Origin of the sequence: Acidovorax temperans, from assembly GCF_006716905.1 — a bacterium.
Lineage (GTDB): Bacteria > Pseudomonadota > Gammaproteobacteria > Burkholderiales > Burkholderiaceae_C > Acidovorax > Acidovorax temperans.
Genome location: NZ_VFPV01000001.1, coordinates 896,007 through 916,556 on the forward strand (window position 1 = coordinate 896,007; position 20,550 = coordinate 916,556).

At 63.5% G+C, this 20,550-nt stretch carries 12 protein-coding genes and 1 pseudogene; 7 read left to right on the top strand and 6 right to left on the bottom strand.

What is annotated here, in order from left to right; translation table 11 throughout:
• Window positions 1–231: 231 nt before the first annotated feature.
• Entirely contained in the window at window positions 232–663 is a 432-nt protein-coding gene (gene tnpA, locus BDD18_RS04405) for an IS200/IS605 family transposase (RefSeq protein WP_026437438.1), read from the bottom strand.
• 201 nt (window positions 664–864) lie between these two features.
• On the opposite strand from tnpA (BDD18_RS04405), the gene BDD18_RS04410 reads away from it, so the two are divergent.
• Complete coding sequence (locus BDD18_RS04410) at window positions 865–1,944, top strand: IS630 family transposase (RefSeq protein WP_142081604.1); 1,080 nt, start codon at window positions 865–867, stop codon at window positions 1,942–1,944.
• A 191-nt stretch (window positions 1,945–2,135) separates the two neighbouring features.
• On the opposite strand, the gene BDD18_RS04415 is transcribed toward BDD18_RS04410, so the two are convergent.
• Together BDD18_RS04415 and BDD18_RS04420 are read right to left on the bottom strand one after the other, a co-directional pair.
• Complete coding sequence (locus BDD18_RS04415) at window positions 2,136–3,827, bottom strand: Na/Pi cotransporter family protein (protein ID WP_244938981.1); 1,692 nt, start codon at window positions 3,825–3,827, stop codon at window positions 2,136–2,138.
• Window positions 3,828–3,890: 63 nt separating this feature from the next.
• On the bottom strand, window positions 3,891–5,537 hold the full coding sequence (locus BDD18_RS04420) for an acyl-CoA synthetase (protein WP_142081608.1): 1,647 nt from the start codon (window positions 5,535–5,537) through the stop codon (window positions 3,891–3,893).
• A 137-nt stretch (window positions 5,538–5,674) separates the two neighbouring features.
• On the opposite strand from BDD18_RS04420, the gene BDD18_RS04425 reads away from it, so the two are divergent.
• From BDD18_RS04425 to BDD18_RS04450, 6 genes are all read left to right on the top strand, one after another.
• Window positions 5,675–7,006 (top strand): IS1380 family transposase, encoded by a 1,332-nt coding sequence (locus BDD18_RS04425; protein ID WP_103737289.1) that lies wholly within the window; start codon window positions 5,675–5,677, stop codon window positions 7,004–7,006.
• A 299-nt stretch (window positions 7,007–7,305) separates the two neighbouring features.
• On the top strand, window positions 7,306–8,637 hold the full coding sequence (locus tag BDD18_RS04430; RefSeq protein WP_103737289.1) for an IS1380 family transposase: 1,332 nt from the start codon (window positions 7,306–7,308) through the stop codon (window positions 8,635–8,637).
• Between the two features lie 319 nt (window positions 8,638–8,956).
• Window positions 8,957–10,984 carry a DNA primase gene (dnaG, locus tag BDD18_RS04435; protein ID WP_142081610.1) on the top strand — a complete coding sequence of 676 codons (2,028 nt, stop codon included), beginning with the start codon at window positions 8,957–8,959 and terminating at the stop codon, window positions 10,982–10,984.
• A gap of 375 nt (window positions 10,985–11,359) precedes the next feature.
• Window positions 11,360–13,741 (top strand): RNA polymerase sigma factor RpoD, encoded by a 2,382-nt coding sequence (rpoD, locus tag BDD18_RS04440; protein ID WP_142081612.1) that lies wholly within the window; start codon window positions 11,360–11,362, stop codon window positions 13,739–13,741.
• A 516-nt stretch (window positions 13,742–14,257) separates the two neighbouring features.
• Window positions 14,258–15,268, top strand: a complete 1,011-nt coding sequence (locus tag BDD18_RS04445) for a Bug family tripartite tricarboxylate transporter substrate binding protein (protein WP_211360665.1) — start codon at window positions 14,258–14,260, stop codon at window positions 15,266–15,268.
• Between the two features lie 69 nt (window positions 15,269–15,337).
• Window positions 15,338–16,912, top strand: a complete 1,575-nt coding sequence (locus BDD18_RS04450) for a methyl-accepting chemotaxis protein (RefSeq protein WP_142081616.1) — start codon at window positions 15,338–15,340, stop codon at window positions 16,910–16,912.
• A 119-nt stretch (window positions 16,913–17,031) separates the two neighbouring features.
• Here BDD18_RS04450 and tnpA (BDD18_RS04455) read toward each other — a convergent pair whose 3' ends face one another.
• The 3 genes and pseudogenes from tnpA (BDD18_RS04455) to BDD18_RS04465 all read right to left on the bottom strand — a co-directional run bounded on the left by tnpA (BDD18_RS04455) (window position 17,032) and on the right by BDD18_RS04465 (window position 20,486).
• Window positions 17,032–17,463, bottom strand: coding sequence for an IS200/IS605 family transposase (gene tnpA / locus BDD18_RS04455; protein WP_026437438.1), 432 nt, complete (start codon window positions 17,461–17,463; stop codon window positions 17,032–17,034).
• A 464-nt stretch (window positions 17,464–17,927) separates the two neighbouring features.
• Window positions 17,928–18,977: an IS110 family RNA-guided transposase gene (locus BDD18_RS04460; RefSeq protein WP_027814485.1), complete on the bottom strand. Its 1,050-nt coding sequence runs from the start codon at window positions 18,975–18,977 to the stop codon at window positions 17,928–17,930.
• A gap of 397 nt (window positions 18,978–19,374) precedes the next feature.
• Window positions 19,375–20,486, bottom strand: a pseudogene (locus BDD18_RS04465) (tripartite tricarboxylate transporter substrate-binding protein).
• Window positions 20,487–20,550 lie beyond the last annotated feature (64 nt).

Here is a 20,550-nt window from a genome sequence, read left to right on the forward strand (position 1 = left end):
TCTATCTGAGATAAGTCGCTAATCAGGTAAAAATGGGCTCTTCTAGCGAATAGTAGTGATGGAAATCGCCGCACGTCTGTAAACGACGATTTCGACGTACGACATTTATCGAGTGCATCAGTAACCATCCCCCGGCAAAGCCGGGGGCATTCGGGATGTGAGCCGCTCAAAGCGGCTGTAAGGGGTCGCTAACGCGGCCCCTCATTCTTGGGGCCACCTATCGGTGGCTACTCACCTCCATAGACCGAGTTGGTCCAACCTCTCGTCTTCCTTCTCCTGGTTTCGGATGTACTCCCGTATCACCGCTTCGTCGCGTCCCACCGTCGAGACGAAGTACCCTCGCGCCCAGAAGTGCTGACCCACGAAGTTGCGCTTTCGCTCTCCGTACACCCGCGCAAGGTGGATTGCGCTCTTGCCTTTGATAAAGCCCACCACCTGCGACACCGAGTACTTCGGTGGGATCGACAGCATCATGTGCACGTGATCGGGCATCAGATGCCCCTCTTCAACCCTGCATTCCTTTTGCGCGGCCAACTTTCTGAATACCTCACCCAGGTGTTCGCGTAGCTGCTTGTACAGCGTTCGCCTTCGACACTTGGGGATGAAGACCACGTGATATTTGCAATCCCAGGCCGTGTGACTCAAACTTTCATACTTGTCCATCGTGTTTCTTCCTTTCGTTTGCTTGGCGGCTCACGATTGAAAGTCTCTACGGTGGACAACCTCCTGAAAAGTCAAACTTCTACTGCCTCCCCGGCAGAGCCGGGGGGCCTCCTTTTGGTAGCTAGTGTGGCGTCTCAAAAATAGATAGAACTATTTTGACCGGTGTTGGTCGAATCAGCTTCCTTATAGGAGACTACACCGATGGCCCACCCTGGACGCCCCGCCACGAAACTGCAGATCACCGATGCCGAGCGCGCAGAGCTGCATGCGCGACTGCGCGTACGCAAAGCGCCCGAGGACGAGAAGCTGCGCATGCGAATCGTGCTGGGCTGCGCAGATGGGGAGTCAGGCACCATGATTGCCCAACGCTTGGGCACGACGGTGCAAACTGTCTCCAAGTGGCGGCGGCGCTACCGGGCGTATCGTCTGGCGGGTTTGACCGATGCCCCGCGCGCTGGCCGCCCGCGCAGTGTGGGCGACGAGCAGGTTCAGCTCATTGTGGACAAGGTTCGCCAGAGCAAGCCTGACAACGCCACGCACTGGAGCGTGCGCCAGATGAGTCGGCACGCTGGCGTATCGCCCGCGACGGTGCAGCGCATCTGGCATGCCTTTGGGCTGAAGCCGCACCTGCAAGAAACCTTCAAGCTATCGACGGATCCCCATTTCGTGGACAAGGTACGGGATGTGGTGGGGCTGTATATGGCACCACCCGATCGCGCCTTGGTGCTGTGCGTGGACGAGAAGAGCCAGATCCAGGCTCTGGATCGCACCCAACCAGGGTTACCACTGACGTTTGGCAAACCCAGCATGCGCACGCACGATTACAAGCGCCATGGCACAACGTCGCTGTTTGCAGCGCTGGATGTGGCCACTGGCAAAGTCATAGGACAGCTCAAGCGCCGTCACCGCAGTGTGGAATTCCTGCAGTTCCTCAAAGCCATCGATGCAGCGGTGCCTGGCGAACAAGACATTCACCTGATCATGGACAACTACGGCACGCACAAGACGCAGGCAGTGCGGGCCTGGCTAGCAGCCCATCCTCGCTACCACGTTCACTTCACGCCCACCTCAGCGTCCTGGCTCAATCTGGTCGAGCGTTTCTTTAGCCAGATCAGCGAGCAGTGGATCAAGCGCAGCGCCCACACCAGCGTTGCTCAGCTGGAGCAATCCATACGGGAATACATTGATCGTCACAACGAGGATCCCAAGCCGTTCGTGTGGCATAAAAGTGCGGACACCATCTTGGCATCTGTGGCGCGGGCAGCGAGTACCATTATTTGATGATTACTTTTGAGACACCACACTAGTGATGCACTCGATAAATGTCGTACGTCGAAATCGTCGTTTACAGACGTGCGGCGATTTCCATCACTACTATTCGCTAGAAGAGCCCAAAAATGCCTCTAGCGCTTTACCACAAAGCGTCAGCAGCTATGAAAAACATAGCAAACAAACACCTTTGCGCCATTGGGCTACTCCGCAGACTCAACACTCCGCCCACTGTCGGACTCGGCCGCAGGCCGGGTGGGTGCGCCATGGCTGAGTGTCGATAGCTCCGGCAAAGCCGCCATGCGCTGCACGGCCTTGAACCCCTGCCCCACCGCCCGGCGCAGATCGCTGAGCCGGGCAAGGTGCTCGTACACCGCCACCACATCCACCGTGCCACCTGCGCCGGCCTGCAGCAAACCCGCCTTGGCAATCTGGTACGCATCCTCGAACGTGTCACGCGCCTCCAGGGCCAGCCAAGGGCCGCCAGCTTGCGCGGGAGCATTCGCCGATTCGGGGTCGGCGGCTTCAAAAAAGGCGCGCGCCGCATCAAACACCGGCTGCACCAGGCTTTCAATGCCCGGGTGCGTTCCTGGTACAGGGCGCTGCTGGCCTATGTGATGCATCACGCGCGCCAGCGTGTCGAAGTGCGTGGCAATGCGCAACAGCTCTGGCAACTGCGCGGACACATCGCGGTGCATCTGCTGGCGGCTGACCTCACTGACAAACGCGCCGATGGCGCGCTGCAAATGCTCCACCGTGCCCAGTTGCAGGGCCAGGCGAACATCGCCCTGCGCATGGGCGGGCGTGGCGTTACGCGCCAGTGCAAACGCGAGGCTGCCCATGCGCGCCAGCTCATGGCGCAGCGCCTGCAGCGCCAGCACCGGCACGGCCGCCACGTTGCGGTCCAGGTAGCGAGGCCGTGCCGCATCCTCGTCTGCTGAGTGGAAACGTGCCAGCAGAAAACGCACCAGCGGTGCCGACAGCGGCAGCATCAGCAACACGCCCAGCAAGTTGAACAGGCTGTGGAACAGCACCAGCTGCATCACGGCGTCGCCACTGCCCGTGAGCCAGACGCCCAACGCATGGATGAGGTCCAGCAGCGGCGAGAACACCGCCAGCGCCACCACGGCCGTCAGCACGTTGAACAGCACATGCGCGGCCGCCAAGCGGCGGGCGTTGGAGGTGGCGCCAATCGCAGCCAGGATGGCCGTGAGCGTGGTGCCCACGTTGGCGCCAATCACGATGCCAGCCCCCGCCTCAACAGGCATCATGCCCCCACCCACGGCCGTGAGCGCCAGGGCCAGCGTGGCCGAGGAAGCCTGCAGCACGATGGTGAGCAGCACCCCCACCAAGACCGACAGGGTCACGCCTGCGGCATCGCCGCTGAGCGAGGGCAGAGCCTGTGGCCCCAGCCCCTCAAAGCCCTGCTTGAGCATGTCGATGCCCAGAAACAGCAGGCCAAACCCGGCCACCGCCATGCCCAGCGCACCGCGACGCGAGCCCTCGCCCGTGAGCTTGAGCGCCATGCCAATGCCGATGAACGGCAGGGCAAACGCATCAATCTTCAGCTTGAAGCCCAGCCACGCCACCAGCCAGCCAGTGACCGTGGAGCCGAAGTTGGAGCCGAACACCACCCACAGCGCCGAGGTGAAACTCAGCAGCCCGGCGTTGACGAAACCAATGGCCGCCACGGTCATGGCCGTGGAAGATTGCACCAGCGCCGTCAGCAAAACACCCGTGAACAGCCCATGCAGCCAGGTTCGCGTCCAGGCCTCCAGCATGCGCTCCAGCGCCCGGCCAGCCGCCAGCTTGAGACCATCGGACAGCATGGTCATCCCAAGCAGGAACAACCCGAGTCCGCCCAGCAGAGAAACGAACAGGGTGCTGTAAGACACAGGCGCTGTCATGCCTTCATGCAGCCATCAGCGGCAGGCTGTGCCCAGACCAGTCCCCCATGGTCACACGTCAATCGCCGTGGCCGAGCCCGCCTGCTTGCGCAGCTCAAACTTCTGGATCTTGCCGGTGCTGGTCTTGGGCAACTCGCCAAACACCACGGCGCGCGGCACCTTGAAGCCGGCCAGATGCTTCTTGCAGTGGGCCACGATGTCTTCGGGCGTGGCGGTGGCGCCGGCCTTCAGCTCCACAAAGGCGCAGGGCGTTTCGCCCCACTTGGCGTCGGGCTTGGCCACCACAGCGGCGGCCAGTACGTCAGGGTGGCGGTAGAGCACGTCTTCCACTTCGATGGACGAGATGTTCTCGCCGCCCGAGATGATGATGTCTTTGCTGCGGTCCTTGATCTTGATGTAGCCGTCGGGGTACTGCACCGCCAGGTCGCCGCTGTGGAACCACCCGCCACGAAAGGCGTCTTCGGTGGCTTTGGGGTTCTTCAGGTAGCCCTTCATGGCGATGTTGCCCTTGAACATGATTTCGCCCATGGTCTCGCCATCCCATGGCACGGGCTGCATGGTTTCGGGGTCCAGCACGCGCACGTCGCGCTGCAGGTGGTAGCGCACGCCCTGGCGGGCGTTGAGGCGGGCGCGCTCGCCAATGTCCAGGTCGTTCCAGGCCTCGTGTTTGGCGCACACCGTGGCCGGGCCATACACCTCGGTCAGGCCGTACACATGGGTCAAATCGAACCCCATCTTTTCCATGCCTTCGATCATCGAGGCCGGGGGCGCCGCCCCTGCCACCATGGCCTTCACTCCCGCGGGCACACCCACCTTCATCGCATCCGGGGCGTTGACCAGCAGGCCGTGCACGATGGGTGCGCCGCAGTAATGCGTGACGCCGTGGTTGCGGATCGCATCGAAGATGGCCTGGGCTTCCACCCGGCGCAAGCACACGTTCACGCCCGCGCGGGCAGCCACCGTCCACGGAAAACACCAGCCGTTGCAGTGGAACATGGGCAAGGTCCACAGGTACACCGCGTGCTTGGGCATGTCCCACTCCAGCACATTGCTGATGGCGTTGGTGGCTGCGCCGCGGTGGTGGTAGACCACGCCCTTGGGGTTGCCGGTGGTGCCGCTGGTGTAGTTCAAGGCAATGGCATCCCACTCGTCGGCGGGCAGCTCCCAGGCAAATTGCGCATCGCCACTGGCCAGGAAGGCTTCGTAGTCTGTGCCATGGAGCGACTGCGCAGGCGCGCCGTACAGCTCGTCTTGCACCTCCACGATGAGCAGCGGCGTAGTGGCCTGGCGCAAGGCCAACGCCTTGGCCATGGTGCCGTTGAATTCGGGGTCCACGATCACGGCCTTGGCTTCGCCGTGGTCCAGCATGAAGGCGATGGTTTCGGGGTCCAGCCGGGTGTTCAGGGCATTGAGCACCGCGCCGGCCATGGGCACGCCAAAGTGGGCCTCGACCATGGGCGGTGTGTTGGGAAGCATGACGGCCACGGTGTCGTTCTTGCCGATGCCGGCGCGCTGCAGGGCACTGGCCAGCTGGCGGCAGCGGGTGTACGTCTGGCTCCAGGTCTGCCGCAGGCTGCCATGCACGATGGCCAGGCGCTCGGGGTACACCTCGGCCGTGCGCTGGATGAAGCCCAGGGGCGACAGCGGCGCAAAGTTGGCGGGGTTGCGTGGCAGGTGCTGGTCGTACTTCGAAGTCATCACATCCATCCTCAGGCTGAAAACAGGGAATCGGCCATTAGCCCGGATATTTCACCGTAGTAGAGCCACAAACGAGGACGGCATTGCCCTTGTGTGCCCGAAAATCCAGGTGTCGAATCTTGATCAACGAGCGGGCAATGCCGAAGCCAAACTGTACCGAAGAAATTGACGTTGGGAGCATGGACTTTGGCCGGTTGGGCCGGCGCGTGGTGCAGGGGTGTTTTGACGGCGGCAGCATGACCAGCGATGGTGGCGTGATGCTGCTTGGCCAGGTCGATCGCAAGCTGGGCTTGATGGATGCGGCGGCGCGCTGCATCGCCGATCCGCGCAATCCGCTACTGATCACGCACGACGTGCGCGACATGTTGCGCCAGCGGGTGTACGGCCTGGCGCTGGGCTGGGAAGACCTCAACGACCACGGTGCTCTGCGCTGTGACGTGGCTGTGCAGACGGCTGTTGGCGTGGACCACGAGATTGCCAGCGCGCCTACGCTTTGCCGACTGGAGAAATGGGCCGACCGTGCCACGGCGTGGCGGCTGCACGAGGTGTTGGTCAATCAGTTCATCGCCAGCTTCGAGAGCGCGCCCGAAGAGTTGGTGCTGGACTTTGATGCCACCGACAACCCGTTGCACGGCCAGCAGGAGGCACGCTTCTTCCATGGTTACTACGACAGCTACTGCTACCTGCCCCTGTACGTGTTCTGCGGCCAGCAACTGCTGTGCGCCTACTTGCGGCCCAGCAACATCGATGCGGCGCAGCACGCTGGGGCTATCCTCAAGCTGCTGGTGCGCCGACTGCGCCAGAGTTGGCCGCAGGTGCGCATCGTGTTTCGGGCCGACTCCGGGTTCTGCCGCCAACGCATCCTGAACTGGTGCGAGCGCGCCGGCGTGCACTACATCGTGGGTCTGGCGCGCAATGCACGGCTGCAGGCGCGCGTGGCGTTTGCCGAACTCTCAATGAAAGACGAATACGAGCGCAGCGGGGCCAAACAGCGCATGGTCGATGAATTCGACTACGCCGCACAGAGCTGGCCGCACGAGCGGCGCGTGATCACGCGGCTTGAATGGGGCGCGCAAGGCTGCAACCCGCGCTTCATCGTGACAAACCTTGCCGGTGATCCCCAGGCGCTGTACGACGGCGTGTACTGCCAGCGCGGCGAGGCGGAGAACCGGATCAAGGAAGCGCAGGTAGGGCTGTTCGCCACGCGCACGAGCTGCCATGTGCTGCGCTCCAACCAACTGCGCATGCTGCTGGCCGCGCTGGGCTACGTGCTGGTAGAGAGGCTGCGCGCGTTGGCGTTGCAGGGCACAGAGCTGGCCACGGCGCAGATCGACACGCTGCGCATGAAGCTGCTCAAGGTGGCGGCAGTGGTGACGCGCAACACGCGGCGCATCCGCCTGTACCTGGCCTCCAACTGGCCCAGTGCGCAGACCTTCGCGCACGCCATGAGCCAGCTGCGCTCACCCTGAACACACCAGCAGCGCCTGGCCGGCGCGATGAAACAAAAACGGCCCGCAACCCAAGCCGGGGTGGGGGTCAGTGCGACCGCATTGCGCATGCCAACCATCACACCCATGGCTGCGGCCAACATCGTGGCCTTGCTCGCTCAAATCCGCGCCGCGATGCCCCGCTGCGCAGGCCGTTGCCTACATGCGTGAAATATCCGGGCTAACCCGGATATTTCACCGTAGTAGAGCCACAAACGAGGACGGCATTGCCCTTGTGTGCCCGAAAATCCAGGTGTCGAATCTTGATCAACGAGCGGGCAATGCCGAAGCCAAACTGTACCGAAGAAATTGACGTTGGGAGCATGGACTTTGGCCGGTTGGGCCGGCGCGTGGTGCAGGGGTGTTTTGACGGCGGCAGCATGACCAGCGATGGTGGCGTGATGCTGCTTGGCCAGGTCGATCGCAAGCTGGGCTTGATGGATGCGGCGGCGCGCTGCATCGCCGATCCGCGCAATCCGCTACTGATCACGCACGACGTGCGCGACATGTTGCGCCAGCGGGTGTACGGCCTGGCGCTGGGCTGGGAAGACCTCAACGACCACGGTGCTCTGCGCTGTGACGTGGCTGTGCAGACGGCTGTTGGCGTGGACCACGAGATTGCCAGCGCGCCTACGCTTTGCCGACTGGAGAAATGGGCCGACCGTGCCACGGCGTGGCGGCTGCACGAGGTGTTGGTCAATCAGTTCATCGCCAGCTTCGAGAGCGCGCCCGAAGAGTTGGTGCTGGACTTTGATGCCACCGACAACCCGTTGCACGGCCAGCAGGAGGCACGCTTCTTCCATGGTTACTACGACAGCTACTGCTACCTGCCCCTGTACGTGTTCTGCGGCCAGCAACTGCTGTGCGCCTACTTGCGGCCCAGCAACATCGATGCGGCGCAGCACGCTGGGGCTATCCTCAAGCTGCTGGTGCGCCGACTGCGCCAGAGTTGGCCGCAGGTGCGCATCGTGTTTCGGGCCGACTCCGGGTTCTGCCGCCAACGCATCCTGAACTGGTGCGAGCGCGCCGGCGTGCACTACATCGTGGGTCTGGCGCGCAATGCACGGCTGCAGGCGCGCGTGGCGTTTGCCGAACTCTCAATGAAAGACGAATACGAGCGCAGCGGGGCCAAACAGCGCATGGTCGATGAATTCGACTACGCCGCACAGAGCTGGCCGCACGAGCGGCGCGTGATCACGCGGCTTGAATGGGGCGCGCAAGGCTGCAACCCGCGCTTCATCGTGACAAACCTTGCCGGTGATCCCCAGGCGCTGTACGACGGCGTGTACTGCCAGCGCGGCGAGGCGGAGAACCGGATCAAGGAAGCGCAGGTAGGGCTGTTCGCCACGCGCACGAGCTGCCATGTGCTGCGCTCCAACCAACTGCGCATGCTGCTGGCCGCGCTGGGCTACGTGCTGGTAGAGAGGCTGCGCGCGTTGGCGTTGCAGGGCACAGAGCTGGCCACGGCGCAGATCGACACGCTGCGCATGAAGCTGCTCAAGGTGGCGGCAGTGGTGACGCGCAACACGCGGCGCATCCGCCTGTACCTGGCCTCCAACTGGCCCAGTGCGCAGACCTTCGCGCACGCCATGAGCCAGCTGCGCTCACCCTGAACACACCAGCAGCGCCTGGCCGGCGCGATGAAACAAAAACGGCCCGCAACCCAAGCCGGGGTGGGGGTCAGTGCGACCGCATTGCGCATGCCAACCATCACACCCATGGCTGCGGCCAACATCGTGGCCTTGCTCGCTCAAATCCGCGCCGCGATGCCCCGCTGCGCAGGCCGTTGCCTACATGCGTGAAATATCCGGGTTAGAGCGCCCCCGGCTGACAGGGCGCTGAAAAGCCCCGCGTCGGGGCGCCGGACAAGGGCGGCCGGGTCTTTGGTTTGTAACCGCTCTGCCGCGGCCAGCCATGGGGGAAAATACGCGCGTGTCTATCCCCCAGTCGTTCATCCAGGAGTTGCTCTCGCGCGTCGACGTGGTCGATATCGTGGGCCGCTATGTGCAGCTCAAAAAAGGGGGCGCCAACTTCATGGGGCTGTGCCCCTTTCACGGGGAAAAGTCGCCCTCGTTCAGCGTGAGCCCCTCCAAGCAGTTCTACCACTGCTTTGGCTGCGGCAAGAACGGCAACGCCATCAGCTTTCTGATGGACCACGCGGGCATGGGCTTCATCGAAGCGGTGAATGACCTGGCCCAGAGCGTGGGCCTGCAGGTGCCTGATGACGACATTTCACCCCAGGACCGAGAACGTGCCGCCGCCGCCCGCCAAAAGCAGGCCACGCTGACCGACGTGCTGGAAAAAGCCGCCGACGCCTACCGCCGCCACCTGCGCGAATCGCAGCGCGCCATTGGCTACTTCAAGGCGCGGGGAGTGTCAGGCCATGTGGCCAAGCGCTATGGCCTGGGCTACGCCCCTGAGGGCTGGCGCAGCCTGGCCAGCGTGTTCCCGGCGTACGACGACCCGTTGCTGGAAGAAAGCGGCCTGGTCATCGTCAACGAAGAAGACGGCGGCAAGCGCTACGACCGCTTCCGCGACCGGGTGATGTTTCCGATCCGCAACGTCAAGGGCGAATGCATTGGCTTTGGCGGGCGGGTGCTGGGCGATGAAAAACCCAAGTACCTCAACTCACCTGAAACCCCGGTCTTCCACAAGGGCCGCGAGCTGTATGGCCTGTTCGAGGCCCGCACCCCCATCCGCGAGGCGGGCTATGCGCTGGTGACCGAGGGCTACATGGACGTGGTGGCCCTGGCCCAACTGGGCTTTCCCAACGCCGTGGCCACGCTGGGCACTGCCTGCACACCCGAGCATGTGCAAAAGCTGCTGCGTTTTACCGATGCCGTGGTGTTCAGCTTTGACGGCGATGCTGCCGGGCGCCGCGCCGCGCGCAAGGCGCTCGATGGCGCCCTGCCCCACGCCACGGATACGCGCAGCATCAAATTCCTGTTTTTGCCCGCCGAGCACGACCCCGACAGCTATGTGCGCGAGCACGGCGCCGACGCCTTCGCCCGCTGCATTGCCGAGGCCATGCCGCTGAGCCGCTTCCTGATCGAAACCGCCAGCGACGGCTGCGACCTGGCCACCGCCGAGGGCCGCGCCCACATGGCCAGCAACGCCCGCCCGCTGTGGTCTGCACTGCCTGACGGCGTGCTGCGCCGCCAGCTGCTGGGCGAGCTGGCCCAGCTCACACAACTGCCCGCCAACGACCTGGCGGCCTTGTGGAGCCAGGCATCGGCCCACGACACGCACCGCCGCGCCCCTGCTGGCGCGGGCGCAGGGCACGCTGCCCATGCACAGCCCCACCCCACCGACGATTCCCCGTGGGGCGCTGGCGCAGACGGCGCCCCACCCTGGCAAGGCGGCCCCGATGCCGGCTACGACGCGAACTACGGCAGCGCCTATCCCTCTACCAGCGCGCCCTACCGCAAGAGCGGAGACTGGAAGGGCAAAGGCGACTGGAAAGGCAAGGGCCCATGGAAAAAGCGCGACGACAGCCCCTGGCCGCCCCAGCCCCGCCTGCCCGCCACCCCCATGGCCAGCAGGGTGGACCATGCCGCACGGCTGCTGCTGTCGCACATGGGCTTTTTGGAGCACCTGGCGCAAGAAGACCACACCGCGCTGTGCGCCCAGCCGGCGCCGCACGGCCCCTTGTTCGCGTGGCTGGAGGCACAGTTTCACGAGCATGGCCCCCAGCCCTGGGCCGTGCTGCGTGAAAGCCTGCGCGGGCACGAATGCGAAGCCGTGGCCGTGAAGGTGATGACTGGCGCCCATGCGCAAACCGAAGGCGACGTAGCGGAGCTGCGGGCCGAGCTGAGCGACCTGCTAACGCGCATTCAGCTGGAGCAGATCGAAAAGCAGCGCAACCTCGCCAGCGCTCAAAACGATTTGAACCGCTTCAAAGAACTTGATACTCAATGGCGTGCACTCAAGGCCGCGCTAGAACCAGCAGCCCCCAAGTAACGCAACGGTGCAGGGGCGTGGCGGCGCGCAGGCCACCATCCACGCACCAAAAACAAAAAGGCACACCGCAGGCCCCAACGGCTGAGAATTACAGCAAAAAGCCCTTGAAATTTACCCCTCTTGGTATAATGTAAGGTTCATCGGCAAGAGCGACAGCAGCACCTCCGAGCCGGGCCCCCTGACACGCGCGCACCTCAGCGCGGATAGGCCCACTTATCGCAAGGACTGCACACCAAATGATCGCCCAGACATCTTGCCCCTGAGGGTCTCCCCTCAAAACGCCAAGCCGTACTGCTTTGGCGTTGCCACCCGCGCCGGGATCTGTGGCGTTCGATAGCGTTTTCTTTGTGTCAGTTTTTGAATCTGAGGTTTTTCATGCCCGCTCAAAAGTCCGCGAAGCCGCCCAAGACTGCTCCAGACACCGCCGCCAAGGCTGTCTCCAAAACCGCTGCCAAAGCACCGGCCAAAGCCGCGCCCAAAAAGGCCGCTGCTGTTGCCGAGGCTGCGGACGCCAAGAAAGTGAAAAACGTGCCTGTGAAAAGTACTGCCGAGCTGATCAAAGCTGCTGATGAATTGCTGAAGAAAAAGCCTGCGCGCGCCAAGGCAGCCGCCGCGGCCACTGACGACGAAGAAGTCCCCAAGAAGAAGCCCGGCCGCCCTGCCAAGGCAGCAGCCGCTGGTGGCGAAGCCAAGGCCCCCGCCAAGCGTGGCCGCAAGCCCAAGGCCGCAGCTGCCAGCGATGACGTGGGCGACGACGCCGACCTGTCCGACATCGAAGCCGATCTGGAAGGCGAAGTCGAAGAGTCCACCGAAGCAGCAGCCACGGTCGAAAAGGTCAAGCCGCTGCGCATGAAGATCAGCAAGGCCAAGGAACGCGCCTTGATGAAGGAATTCGGCCTGGACGAAACGGTCCTGTCCGAAGAAGACCTGCAAAAGCGCCGCTCGCGCCTGAAGACGCTGATCAAGCTGGGCAAGACCCGCGGTTACCTCACGCACGTAGAAATCAACGACCACCTGCCCGACAAGCTGGTCGATGCCGAAACGCTCGAAGCCGTTATCACCACCCTGAACGATCTGGGCGTGGCGGTGTACGAGCAAACCCCTGACGCCGAAGCGCTGATCATCACGGACAACGCCCCCGCTGGCGCCACCGAAGAAGAGGCCGAAGAAGCGGCCGAAGCCGCGCTCTCGACCGTGGACTCGGAATTCGGCCGCACCACCGACCCCGTGCGTATGTACATGCGCGAAATGGGCACGGTGGAATTGCTGACCCGCGAAGGCGAAATCGAAATCGCCAAGCGCATCGAAGGCGGTCTGATGGCCATGATGGAAGCGATCAGCGCATCGCCCGCCACCATCGCCGAAATCCTGAACATGGGCGAAGAGATCCGCGAAGGCAAGGTCGTCATCTCGACCATCGTGGACGGGTTCTCCAACCCCAACGAGGCCGATGACTATGTGGCCGAAGAAGACTTCGACGAATTCGACGAAGCCGACGATGACGACGGCAAAGGCGGCAGCAAGGCACTGACCAAGAAGCTGGAAGAACTCAAGAACGAAGCGCTGCGCCGCTTCGACCGCATCCGCGAACTGTTCGAGAAGATCCACAAGATCTATGACAAGGAAGGCTACGGCACCCCTGCCTACATGAAGGCCCAGGCCGCCCTGTCGGAAGAGCTGATGACCATCCGCTTCACAGCCAAGACCATCGAAAAGCTGTGCGACATGGTGCGCGGCCAGGTGGACGATGTGCGCAAGAAGGAGCGCGAGCTGCGCCGCATCATCGTGGACAAGTGCGGCATGCCCCAAGAGACCTTCATCAAGGACTTCCCGCCCAACCTGCTGAACCTGCAGTGGGTCGAGAAGCAGGCCGCCGCTGGCAAGCCCTGGTCGGCCGTGATGGCGCGCAACATCCCGCCCATCCAGGACCTGCAGCAAAAGCTGATCGACTTGCAGTCGCGCGTCGTGGTGCCGCTGGCCGAGCTCAAAGGCATCAACAAGCGCATGAACGAAGGTGAAGCCACCTCGCGCGATGCCAAGAAGGAAATGATCGAGGCCAACCTGCGCCTCGTGATCTCCATCGCCAAGAAGTACACCAACCGTGGCCTGCAGTTCCTCGACCTGATCCAGGAAGGCAACATCGGCCTGATGAAGGCGGTGGACAAGTTCGAATACCGCCGGGGCTACAAGTTCTCGACCTACGCCACCTGGTGGATTCGCCAGGCCATCACCCGCTCGATCGCCGACCAGGCGCGCACCATCCGTATCCCGGTGCACATGATCGAGACGATCAACAAGATGAACCGCATCAGCCGCCAGCACTTGCAAGAGTTTGGCTTCGAGCCCGATGCGTCCATCCTGGCGGCGAAGATGGAAATCCCCGAGGACAAGATCCGCAAGATCATGAAGATCGCCAAGGAGCCGATCTCCATGGAAACGCCGATCGGGGACGACGACGACAGCCACCTGGGCGACTTCATCGAGGACGGTGCCAACACCGCGCCTATCGAAGCCGCCATGCAGGCCGGCCTGCGCGATGTGGTGAAGGACATCCTCGATGGCCTGACCCCCCGCGAAGCCAAGGTGCTGCGCATGCGCTTCGGTATCGAAATGACCAGCGACCACACCCTGGAAGAAGTGGGCAAGCAGTTCGACGTGACCCGCGAGCGCATTCGCCAAATAGAAGCCAAGGCGCTGCGCAAGCTCAAGCACCCCTCGCGCTCGGACAAGCTGCGCAGCTTCATCGATTCGCTGTAACAGCCCTTTGAGAGCAGCCACGGGCTGCCCCGGCACAGCCTCTACAGCCCACCGCCCTTGCACCGGCCGGTGGGCTTTTTTGTGCCTGGCGCTGGCGCCCCCGGCACCGCCACCCGATTGAAGCAAAAATGCACCCTGGCGCTTGATAGATAAGCGCCAGCAGCTATTATTTTCATAGCAACACACTATGAGACTGGCGCCAGCCCTGCGCGCAGGCACAGCATTTCATGGCCCGGCTACGTCCCACAGAACACCGTTGCAAGTCACACCAAGGCGCTTCGGATTCAGGGGATACCCTAATCCGCGGGACAGCCAATTGACAGTTTTGCAAGTCAGCATTAACGGCACTACAAAAACATCCAGGCGTTCGGTGCGGCCACCGCATGACCTGGCAAGGGCTTGAGCTGTCATCGTTGGGAGACAGAATTCAGCGCACCGTGCCCGCCCCTACCCATGACTCGTGTTGATGGCGCCCGGCGCGGCATTCACACCCCACCCTCACCCAAGGTTTTTCACATGCAACGCAGACAAATCCTCGCCCGCAGCGCCGCTTTGGCCTCCTTGTTGACCCCGCTGGCACCTGCAGCCCTGGCGCAAGCCACTGCCGCCCGCGCAGCCGCGCCTGCCGCCAAGGCGGCCAAGGTGGCGGGCACGCTGCGCATCGTCATTCCCGCCAACCCTGGCGGCGGCTGGGACCAGACGGGCCGTGCGCTGGGCGCCGCCCTCAAGGCTGTGGGCGCGGCAGACCAGGTGGAATATGAAAACATCGGTGGCAAGGGCGGCACCATTGGCCTGGCCAAGTACGCGGAAAAATACGGTAGCGATGCCAACACCCTGCTGATGGGCGGCATGGTGATGGTGGGCGCCGTGGCCCTGCAAAAGCCTGCGGTGGACATGGGCCACATCCAGCCCCTGGCCCGCCTGACCAGCGACTACCTCATCGCGGCCGTGCCCGCCTCCTCCTCCATCAAAACGGGCAAGGACCTGGCCAACGCCATGCGCACCGACCTGGCCGCCCTGCCGGTGGCCGGTGGCTCAGCCGGGGGCGTGGACCACATCTACGCCGGCGTGCTGGCCCGCGCGGCCAAGGCCAAGCCCGAAGCACTGGTGTACCGCCCCTTTGCCAGCGGCCCCGAGGTGGTGGCTTCGCTGCTCAAAGGCGACGCGGCCGTGGGCCTGTCGGGCTACAGCGAATTCAGCGACGCGCTGGCCTCGGGCAAGCTGCGGGCCGTGGGCGTATCGGCCCGGCGCAATGCCTTTGGCATCCCCGCCTTCAAGGACCAGGGCATTGACGCGGTGATGGCCAACTGGCGCGGCGTGTTCACCGGCAAGGACGTGAGCCCCGCCCGCACCGCCGAACTGCTGGCCGCCGTGGAACAGGCCACGCACCACGAAAGCTGGCAGCAAACCCTCAAGCAAAACCGCTGGGAAGCCTCGTGGCTGTCGGGCAAGGACCTGAGCGAATTCTTGGAGCTGGACCTGACCACCGCCCGCGTGATGGTGTACCTGCTCAAGCTCAAGGCCTGATGGCCCCGCCCTGGGCGGCAGGCCGCGCGATACCGGGGCAAGCGCCCCATTGATTCAGAGAGTTGACCCATGAAACTGTCCAACCACTCCATCGGTGCACGCATGGCCACGGCCCTGGGCCTGGTGCTGGCCCTGCTGCTGGGCGCAGCGCTGTTCGGCATTGCCACGCTGTACCGCACGCTGGGTACCTACGACAGCACCGTGCTGCAACGCGTGGCGCAAGAGCGCGCCGTGAGCCGCATGGAAAGCGAGTTCAAGACCCAGGTGCTGGAGTGGAAGAACACGCTGCTGCGCGGCGAGGACTCGCGCAAGCGCGAACTGCACTGGGCTGCCTTCCAGGCCAGCGAAAAGCGCGTGGCCGACGCCGCCCGTGCGCTGGAGCCGCAACTGAGCGACGCCAACGAACGTGCCGCGCTGCAGAAGTTCACCGACGCCCACGCGCAGATGGCACAGGGCTATCGCAAGGGGTTTGAGGTGTTCCAGTCGCTCGGCTTTGTGCCCGCAGCGGGCGATGCCGACGTGGCCGACATCGACCAGGGCCCGGCCAAGCTGCTCACGGCGCTGAGCGAGCAAGTGGCCGCCAGCAGCGCCGCCATTGCCCAGGCGGCCGCGCAGGATGCGCGCAACGCGCTGGTCAGCAGCTTGGTGGCGCTGGGCCTGGTGACGGGCCTGGGCGTGCTGGCCGGGCTGGTGCTGACGCGCTCGGTGGTGCGGCCACTGCGCGAGGCGGTATCGGTTGCGCACAAGGTGGCGGCGGGCGATTTGACTTCGGACATTCCGCTGGACGGGCAGGACGAGCCCGCCCGGCTGCTGCAGGCCCTCAAGGCCATGCAGGACAACCTGGAGAACGTGGTCTCGGGCGTGCGCAGCAGCGCCGAAAGCGTGGCCAGCGCCAGCGCAGAGATTGCGCAGGGCAATGCCGACCTGAGCGCGCGCACAGAGCAGCAGGCCAGCTCGCTGGACGAAACCGCAGCCTCCATGCAGCAACTGCAGACCACGGTGCAGCAAAACGCTGCCACGGCCCAGCGCGCCAGCGACCTGGCCCGCAATGGCTCGGCCGTGGCAGAGCGCGGCGGCGCGGTGGTGGAGCAGATGGTGCAGGTGGTGCAAGGCATTCAAGACACCTCGCGCCGCATTGCCGACATCACCGGCGTGATCGATTCGATTGCCTTCCAGACCAACATCCTCGCACTGAACGCGGCCGTGGAGGCTGCCCGTGCGGGCGAGCAAGGCCGGGGCTTTGCCGTGGTGGCCAGCGAGGTGCGCAACCTGGCCACGCGCAGCGCGGGCGCCGCGCAAGAGATCAAGACCCTGATCCAGGCCAGTGTGGAGCGGGTGCAGGCAGGCTCCGAGCTGGCCCACAACGCCGGTGGCACCATGGCCGAAGTGGTGTCGTCCATTCGCAGCGTGAGCGAGCTGATGCAGGAAATCAGCCACGCCAGCAGCAGCCAGACCAACGACATGCTGAACGTGACCCAGGCCATCGTGCGCATGGACGAAGCCACGCAGCAAAACGCCGCCCTGGTGGAAGAAAGCGCGGCCGCAGCCGGCAGCCTGAGCACCCAGGCGCGCGAGCTGGTGCAGGCCGTGGCCGTGTTCCGCCTGCGCCGCCAAGGCGGCCACGCCACCGCCTTGCTGCGGTAAACGGCCCAGTAACCATCCCCCGGCAAAGCCGGGGGCATTCGGGATGTGAGCCGCTCAAAGCGGCTGTAAGGGGTCGCTAACGCGGCCCCTCATTCTTGGGGCCACCTATCGGTGGCTACTCACCTCCATAGACCGAGTTGGTCCAACCTCTCGTCTTCCTTCTCCTGGTTTCGGATGTACTCCCGTATCACCGCTTCGTCGCGTCCCACCGTCGAGACGAAGTACCCTCGCGCCCAGAAGTGCTGACCCACGAAGTTGCGCTTTCGCTCTCCGTACACCCGCGCAAGGTGGATTGCGCTCTTGCCTTTGATAAAGCCCACCACCTGCGACACCGAGTACTTCGGTGGGATCGACAGCATCATGTGCACGTGATCGGGCATCAGATGCCCCTCTTCAACCCTGCATTCCTTTTGCGCGGCCAACTTTCTGAATACCTCACCCAGGTGTTCGCGTAGCTGCTTGTACAGCGTTCGCCTTCGACACTTGGGGATGAAGACCACGTGATATTTGCAATCCCAGGCCGTGTGACTCAAACTTTCATACTTGTCCATCGTGTTTCTTCCTTTCGTTTGCTTGGCGGCTCACGATTGAAAGTCTCTACGGTGGACAACCTCCTGAAAAGTCAAACTTCTACTGCCTCCCCGGCAGAGCCGGGGGGCCTCCTTTTGGTAGCTAGCTCACTTTTTCATAGCTGCCAGCGCTTGCCAGATAAGCGCTGGAGGCCTAAAAGGCTTTAAGAACCTTATATGGACGCCCCGAATAAGCCAAGCCCTCACTCACTGCTGCCAAGAAGGTAAAGATTGCACCCGTATATCCGGACTTGTTGTGGCGCGAGCCACGGTCCCTGATGGGAATCGCTGGTGGAGGTCCTATCGGTTCAACGCACTCCAAGTGCCACGTTCTTATCGGATTTCATCCACCACGGTCTGACCTGTCTTGCCATCACTTCATGATTGCTTGAGCAATCGGTTGGTTTTCTCCCGCTCCTCGTTCTTGTCGTGCCGGCGCTAGTTGCTCAGACCGACTCTCGTACGTAGCCCGGCTCGTAGCTCCTGTCATGCGCGAGCAACGCCCACACGATGCGGGCATTCTTGTTGGCCAGCGCCACCGCCGCTACGTTCTTGTTGCGCCGCTGCAGCACACCATTGAGCCAGCCACACTGCGCGCTGCCCTGGCCTTGGTGCTGGTCTTTTTTCTGGGCGTGATAGATCACCGAGCGCGCTCCGTGAATCAGCAAGGTGCGCAAATACGTGTCGCCCCGTTTGCTGATACCCAGCAGGTTTTGTTTGCCCCCGCTGGAGTGTTGGCGTGGCACCAGCCCTAGCCAGGCTGCCACCTGCCTGCCATCCTTGAAGTTCTTTGCATCCCCCAGAGATGCCACCAATGCGCAGGCCGTGATGGGGCCAATGCCGGGGATCTGCCCGAGTTTGCGACTCAAGTCGCTTTGGCGGTGCCAGGCCACGATTTGTGCCTCCAGCTCCTGCACCTGGCAGTCAAGCTCCTTGAGGTGCTCGAGCAGACGTTGTATCAACAGTCTAAACACGCCGGGCAACTCGTTGGCTGCATCCTCAATGAGCATTGGCACCCGTTGGGTAATGTGGCCTATGCCTTGGGGAACGATCACCCCAAACTCGGCCAGCAGGCCCCGGATCTGGTTGGCCTGTGCAGTGCGGGCCTTGACAAAGCCCTGGCGCACCCGGTGCAGGGCCAGCACGCCTTGCTGCTCCACGTTCTTGATCGGTACGAAGCGCATGCTCGGGCGGGTGACGGCTTCGCAGATGGCAGCCGCATCGGCTGCATCGTTCTTGTTGGTCTTGACGTAGGGCTTGACGAACTGGGGTGCCATCAGGCGCACGGTGTGGCCCATGCCCTGAAGCTTGCGCGCCCAGTGGTGGGCGCTGCCGCAGGCTTCCATGCCAATCAGGCAGGGCGGCAGGTTCACGAAGAAGGCAGCCATCTGTTCGCGCTTGAGCGGCTTGTTGAACACGGCTTTGCCGTGCTCATCCACGCCGTGGACCTGGAACACATTCTTGGCCAAATCGATGCCAATGGTTGTAATCTTCATGGTGGACGCTCCTGCTCGTTGAGGTGGAAAAACTGACATCTCCACTGTGGCACTTTCGATGCCGTTTAGGGTGGGGGCGTCCATCCCATTGGTTCAATATCTTTTTGGAGATTGCATTGGAGTGCAATCGGGACGAGTGGATGCTTCGGGTGCGCCGCATGGGCTGGTGCCCATGCAAGCAGCCGAGGCGCCAAAGCTCCAAGTTCATCGGCCCGATTTCACTCCAACCCTTCGGGCAAGTGCCTTGCCGGGCGGTCTGCGTTGTTGCACCGCTTGCCAATAGCACGGGCTATTGGCGGCGCGCTGCGCCTAGCAGCCCATCCCCTAGCCGGGCGCCCGGCAAGGCACTTGTGCAACTCCAAGAAGATATTGAACAGGTTCTAAGCCCTGGAACCGCTCAATCCAGCTTCACGTTGGCGTTTTTCACCAGCTGCGCCATGCGCGCGGCTTCGCTGCGGAAGAAGGCGGCAGCGGCATCGGGCGGGGTGAGCTTGATTTCGTAGCCCTGGGCGACGAGCGCATCGCGCGCTTCGGGCATCTCCATCGCTGCCTTGAAGGCGTTGTACAGCCGGGCCAGCTCGGTCTTGGGCAGGCCGGCAGGGGCCACGGGGGCAATCCAGCCGTCCAGCTCGTAGGCGGGCAGGCCCTGCTCGGCAATGGTCGGCACGCCGGGCAGCGAGACCACGCGCGTGCTGGTCGTCACGCCCATGGCCCGCAGTGCGCCCGACTTGATGTGCGCCGCCGCAGGGGCCACCGCCACCACCGCCAGCTGCACCTGGCCGCCCAGCACGTCGTTCATCAGCGGGCCCATGCCCTTGTAAGGGATGTGCTGAATGGCCAGCTTGGCCTGGTCCACAAACATGGCCGCGCCCAGGTGCAGGATGGTGCCGTTGCCCGATGAGCCGTAGTTGAGCACCCCCGGTTTGGACTTGGCGTAGGCGATCAGCTCCTGCACATTCTTGGCCGGCACGGAAGGGTGCGCTACCAGCACAAAGGGCGTGGCACCGATGATGGTGATGGGCGTGATGTCGGCCAGCGAATCGAACGGAATGTTCTTGTACACGCTGGGGTTGACCACGTGGTTGTTGGACACCACACCGATCACCGAGCCGTCCCAGAACCTGCTCGCCGCCTTTTTGCAGCTGTAAAAAGGCGGCGAGCAGGTTCATGCGCGCGCACGATCTGCGTGGTGCCGGTGATGCCACCCGCGCCGGGCAGGTTTTCGATCACCACCGGCTGGCCCAGCGCCTTGGCCAGGCTGTTGCTGATGGCGCGGATGGCGCCATCGGCCCCCGAGCCCGCAGACAGCGGCAGGATGATGCGCAGGGGCCGGTCGCCCAGGCTCTGGGCCCGCACCAGGCCCAAGGGTGCCAGCGCTGCAGCGCCCAAGGCAGGCGCGCCAAAGCACAGGGCGCGGCGCCGGACGGGAGATGCCAGCGCGGAAGATGCTTCGCTGTCGCCAGCACCGGGGTGCCTAGAGCCTGTGGGTTGGAAGGTAGGTGTCGTCATGGTCTTGTCTCCGTTGTTGTTGTGAATCAGGGGCTGGCAGGGCTCTGTCTGCCCGTCGTACCGG